The organism is Campylobacter sp. (assembly GCF_017646085.1).
Taxonomy (GTDB): Bacteria; Campylobacterota; Campylobacteria; order Campylobacterales; family Campylobacteraceae; genus Campylobacter.
Window position 1 is genome coordinate 1 of record NZ_JAGCNF010000009.1, and the last position, 6,312, is coordinate 6,312.

The following is a 6,312-nucleotide window of genomic DNA, read 5'->3' on the forward strand; positions in this document are numbered from 1 at the left end:
CTCCCTCACTTATCTCGCTCTTGCCTAAAGTTAAAAAATTATAAAAATTATCAATACTACTATGACGCTTACTAATCTCTAAAAGCACTCTAGCTTTTGCCATTATCCGCTCTATTGCGCTGCATTTTAGCTCGCTATCGATATTTCCATTTTTTAGCGTAGCTCGCTTGGTGGCTAGATTATCAACTATTATATTATAGATTTTTGATTGCATAATAGAACTTATAATCTTACTTGAGTTTAGCTCATTATTTATAGTATAGATTAAATTTTTAAGCTCAAATAAAAATATAGCTCCATTTTGATTTAAATTTGAGTAATTGAGCGCAGGAGAAGCCATAAACTCATCATCAAATCCAAGACTAGCAAAGCGATTTGATGGCATAAATTCACTAAAATCATCAAAAAGACCCAACTGATAATTTTGTTTTTTAGGTGCTAGTTTGGCACTTTTTTTATCAGGATGAAGTAGACCTTTTATAATATCTCCATGCCCTGCTGAACTTAAAATATCAAAAAGCTCTTTAGCGTGCGCATTACCAATTCCACGAGCATACTCCATTATATGAATAAAGGCCATAATATCTTTAGGATTAACTAAAATAGCTACTAAATCAATAAGCGCCTTTATCTCACGAGCCTCAAAAAAGCTCACACCACCTTTTCGTTTGCAGCTTATTCCCCACTCTTTTAGTGCTACCTCTAATCCATCAGCACTAGAATTATTACGAAAAATTATGGCAATATCGCTTTTATGATATCTGCTCTTTGCGATTATCTCAGCTACTGCACTATACTGGACAAAAAGCTCATCATATACTAATAAAACAGGAGATTTAAACTCACCATCACGACTTACTTCAAGCGATTTTGGATATAGCCTTGGATTATTAGCAATTACTTTATTTGCTAAGGCTAGGATTTTAGCGCTTGAGCGATAATTGGTATTAAGAGAGTAGATATTTGCACCTATATATCTCTCTTTAAAACTGCCAATAATCTCTATATTTGCCCCATTAAATGCATAAATACTTTGATCAAAATCACCAACACAAAACAAACTTTTAGCATTAAATGCATCTATTAATGAACCTTGAAGCGAATTTGTATCTTGATACTCATCAACTAAAATTTCATCAAAGCAGATTGCAGAGCCGTTTTTTAGTTCATTACGCATTTTAATAAGTAAATCATTAAAATCAGCATAATTAAACTGCATCTTTGTCTCTTCAAATTCACGCAAAATATCATCATAAATTGCAGCAAATTCAGCCTGATCTGGATAATTTAAAGCAAACCAATCCTCAAAACTTTCATCATTTACACAACTATTGCAAAATAGCGAATAAATATCATACAAATACGCACCACTATAACCCTTTGTATCGCTAATTCTATGAAATTGCCTCCTGTCTGCAATACTCTTTAATAGTGTTTTAAGCTCACTTGGCTGCTTTAAAATCACCCCTTTGCCTAAGCTTTTTAAAAGCAGATTTGAGACTGAGTGAAATGTGCCAGCTCTAATTTGTTTTATAATTTTACCATCAAAATATTTCTCAAGCCTCTCAATCATCTCACTAGCTGCTTTATTAGTAAATGTTAAAAGCAGTATTTTATCAGCACTTATACCAGAATTTAAAAGGTGCGCAATCCGAGCTACAATAGTGCTAGTTTTACCTGTGCCTGCGCTTGCAATTATTAAATTATGACCCATTGCTGCTGTGGCGGCTCTATATTGCTCCTTATTTAACTTCGACAATGGCATTATTTAGCCTTATTTGAACGATTAATAGCCTCTAAATGCGATTCATAATTAGCACTAAATATATGACCACCTGTGCTTTTATCACGGACAAAGTATAGATAATTTGTCTTTTTAGGAAAAATTGCAGCTTTAATCGCATCAAAGCTTACATTGCATACCGCACTTGGTGGCAAACCAGCATATTTATAAGTATTATAGCGACTCTTATCTTGAGCAATTTTTTTAGGCGTGATTTTCTCGTGTGAGTGTAGGTCATAATTTAGCGTACCATCCATTTGAAGCTTCATACCAATTTTTAACCTATTATATATGACAGAAGCGACTAACGCCATCTCGTCTTTGTTAGCAGCCTCTTTTTGTACTATAGAAGCTACGGTGATAAACTCATACCATCGTCTCTCATCCCACTCGCCAAAAATCTTTCTACTTAGGCTCTCATGCTGTTTTTTAGATGTGTTAATTAGATAATAAACTAAATGCGCCTCCCCAATTCCAACTGGAACTTTATATGTCTCAGGGATTAAAAACCCCTCTTTTATAGGCGCATTTTCTAAGTAGCTTTTCATTAATTCATTATAGTTTAGCCCCAAATTTTTAGAAATTTCATAGAAAAAATATGCTGTAGTTTCACCAGGAATTAGCGTAATATCTCTCATTGCAGCTTTAGCAGTTGTAAGCTTGTATAAAAAATCAAATTTGCTAAGGCTAGTCTGCCCAATTTCAATCCATCCAGATTGCGGAAATCCCATCAAAACTAAAATATATTTATCAAATTCATCAACCTTAAAATTTAGCTTAGCTAAATAAGATATAATTTCGCCTACACTTCCCTTTGGTAGATATACCGCCTTGCTGGTGTTCATCGTTTGAGATAGTGAAGCAAAAATCGATAGGAAAAATATGAGTACAATTTCACAAATGATAAATAAAAACCGCTTTTTAGCTGTGTTTTTGATGCTATTTATTTCCATTTTTGTTGCCCTTTTTATATGGTTAAAAATTGGTATAAAGATAGAAAGTCTAAATTTTAGCCAATTTAAAATTTCGCAATTATATATAAAATTAGATAACAAAATTACACTAAGAGTAAAAAATATCGATATTTTACCATTGACTAATGAAAAAAATAACACTAAACCATCCTTAGAATTTTTACATTATCTAAGCTGGATTGATATGCTTTTTGAGACAATTGAACTTAAAAATATTACAAATGGTGAGCATAAATCATACTTTATCTATGCTGATAATAAATTTAATCTAAATAATACAGATTTATATATAAATGCAAATTTTGCTAGACAAAATCATAATCTAAATATTGCTGTAAATGAAATTACATTAAAAGATTTTAACACTACAATTAATGGATATTTAGAGCTAAATTTCTATAATGATAAACATAAATTTAGTGGAAAATTTAACTCCTATGAACTTAGCGGAAATCTAGGACTAAATATAGAAAATGATATTTTAACCTATGAACTTAACGATGTGAGTGCTGATACTATTGAGCAGTTTGTGAACGCATTAGCTAGCGCTACTGGGCTTGATAATGAGATTAAAAACTGGATTTATGGGTATATAAAAGCTAAAGATTATAGGGTTGAGATTTTACGTGGTAAATTTGATTTAAACTCTAATGATCCGCTAATCTCAAAGCTCTATGGTAAAGCCACAGCAGCATCGCCAGTAGTAAAGTTTCACCCAAATCTCCCAGCAGCCACTGCTAATAGCGTAGATGTGATATTTGAGAATTCTGGACTTAAATTTGATATAAAAGATCCAAAATATCAAGGTTCTAGCGCTATAGTAAATTTAAGCATAAATGAGCTAATTAATAAGCCAAATTTAATACTAGATATTTATACTAAAACATTATATAGTAATGATATAAATAATATACTAAAAGCCTACAATATAAATATCCCAATCACACAAAATAGTGGCAATATGGACGCAAAGCTTGGCTTGATTATAGACCTAAGCAATATAATTGTACAAGCCAATGGGGAGTTTATACTTAATGGCGATATTGATATCTCTGGAGCAAAATTTAATACCAATCATGCTAAAATAATTTTAAAAAACGATAAACTCACCATAGAAAATAGTCATGTAAAAAATAGTATTTTTGATGCAAATTTTAGTGCTTTTATTGATGCAAGTACGCAACAAGCATGGTTTGATACTAAATTTAACTCTATTACTATTCCAAATCTACTTGATATTAAAAATCTAGATGATAATATCACGCTTGATTTTAGCAAAGCCCCAAAAATCAACTCCAAAACTTTAGGATATGAACTAAATATTACCAATCCAATTACGCTAAATATACCTAGCATAGAACCGCTTAAGCCCTACTCTGCGCTTATAAATGATTTAAATATCACCAAAGCCGCAATTAACATCACAACTAATAATTTTATAGATATCAATGCAAGAGTTAATGATGCTAAATTTGATATTCCAATGCTAGCCAAAAAGGATGGAAATTACACCGATGATAACTTTACCATTAATGTTAGCAATATTATTAATGTAAAAAGTGATAGTGGCATAGTAGAGGCTAGCATAATTAATGATGAGGTAAATATATTTTTAAATTCAGCCAAAATTACTATAAATTCTAATGCTGCCAAAGGTGATTTTGATAAAAATCTAAGCTTTATAGCCAATGATACTATATTAAATGTAGCCGATATTAATAAAAGTGTATCGTTTAACCATTTTAACGGACGCAAAACTAGCGACACACTTAAATTTGATGGTGAATTTGCTGGTGGTTATATCTCAATTACCGAAGGAAATAATATATTACGTATCAAAGGTGAAGGAATTGCGGCTGAATCTGTTAATGATCTTTTAGATTTAAATTCATTTAGCGAGGGGGTTTTTGGGTTAAAAGTTATCGGAAAAAATAGTAAAAATTTCAAAGCCGACCTAAAACTACAAGATACATATCTTAAAGATTATAAAATTTATAATCAACTTTTAGCATTTTTAGACTCTATTCCGAGCTTGCTTATTTTTAAGGTACCCGATTTTAATAATAAAGGCTTTAGTGTTGAAAATGGTATTATTAGACTTGAGCGAATTGATGATAATCTAACAATTCACGCTATTGATATTAAAGGTGCGACTGCTGATATAGTTGGAAATGGAGCTATAAATTTAGCTACAAATGCTATTGATGTTACTCTAGAACTAAAACTATTAAAAGATGCTAGCTCAATCATTGATAAAATTCCACTAGTAAATTATATACTTCTAGGAAAAGATAAAAGCATATCTACAATTATAAAAATTAGCGGAACAATTGATGAGCCAATTATTAAAACTCAAGTAGTGACTGATGTATTAAAAACACCATTTAATATAATTAAAAATACTCTAACCTTGCCATTTGTGATTTTTGAGTAATTTAGGTTAAATTTAGTTAGTTATAATATCAAGACAAAGGAGACAATATGCAAAAACATCAATTTCAAACACAAGTAAGTGATCTTTTAAATTTAATGATTCACTCACTTTATTCTAATAAAGAGATATTTCTAAGAGAGTTAATCTCAAATGCAAGTGATGCGCTAGATAAATTAAACTATCTGTGCCTCACAGATGATGAATATAAATCGTTAAATTACAGCCCAAGAATAGATATTAAACTAGATAAAGAGGCTAAAACTTTAACAATTAGCGATAATGGTATAGGTATGGATGAGAGCGATCTAATCAACAATCTAGGAACAATCGCGAGAAGTGGAACTAAAGGCTTTATAGACTCTATGAGCGGAGATGCTAAAAAGGATAGCTCACTAATAGGCCAATTTGGTGTAGGATTTTACTCAGCCTTTATGGTAGCAAGCAAAATAGAGGTAATCAGCCGTAAAGCTCTAAGCGATGAAGCGCATAAATGGAGTAGCGACACAAATGGATATGAAATTTCAAAATCTAGTCTATCAAGCCACGGAACACAGATTACACTATATCTAAATGATGATGAATTTTGCGATAGTTTTAGAGTTGAAAATATTATCACAAAATACTCAAACCACATCCCATATCCAATCTTTATGGATAAAGATGAATGGATAGCACCACAAGGCGATGAAAAAGATGGCCACTATGAGAGCAAAAACTCGCAAATAAATAAAGCTAGCGCTTTATGGAGAATGAGTAAATCTGGATTAAAAGATAGCGATTACAATGATTTTTATAAACAAATAAGCCACGATAGTAGCGATCCGCTTATGCATATTCACACAAAAGCCGAGGGCAAAATAGAATACTCTACTCTATTTTATATACCTTCATCTCAACCATTTGATCTATTTAGGGTTGATTATCAAAGCGGCGTAAAACTATATGTAAAGCGTGTATTTATTACTGATGATGCCAAAGAATTACTTCCACCATATCTTAGATTTGTTCGTGGGGTTATGGATGTAGAGGATATCCCATTAAATGTGAGTCGTGAAATTTTACAAGAAAATAAAATTCTAGCTACAGTAAAAGACCAAAGCGTAAAAAAAATATTAAATGAA

General features: G+C 31.5%; 4 protein-coding genes. 2 read left to right on the forward strand and 2 right to left on the reverse strand.

Annotation, left to right across the window (positions count from 1 at the left end):
- Window positions 1-1,765: ATP-dependent helicase (locus tag J6V67_RS00485; RefSeq protein WP_291857184.1), on the reverse strand; the 1,765-nt coding region annotated here is incomplete at its 3' end.
- Window positions 1,765-2,736, reverse strand: a complete 972-nt coding sequence (gene mltG / locus J6V67_RS00490; RefSeq protein ID WP_291857186.1) for an endolytic transglycosylase MltG — start codon at window positions 2,734-2,736, stop codon at window positions 1,765-1,767. The genes J6V67_RS00485 and mltG, both read right to left, overlap by 1 nt.
- 205 nt (window positions 2,737-2,941) lie before the next feature.
- Here mltG and J6V67_RS00495 point away from each other — a divergent pair, with 205 nt between their 5' ends.
- Window positions 2,942-5,191, forward strand: coding sequence for an AsmA-like C-terminal domain-containing protein (locus J6V67_RS00495; RefSeq protein WP_291857188.1), 2,250 nt, complete (start codon window positions 2,942-2,944; stop codon window positions 5,189-5,191).
- Between the two features lie 47 nt (window positions 5,192-5,238).
- The coding region (gene htpG, locus J6V67_RS00500) for a molecular chaperone HtpG (protein ID WP_291857190.1) at window positions 5,239-6,312 on the forward strand (1,074 nt) is incomplete at its 3' end.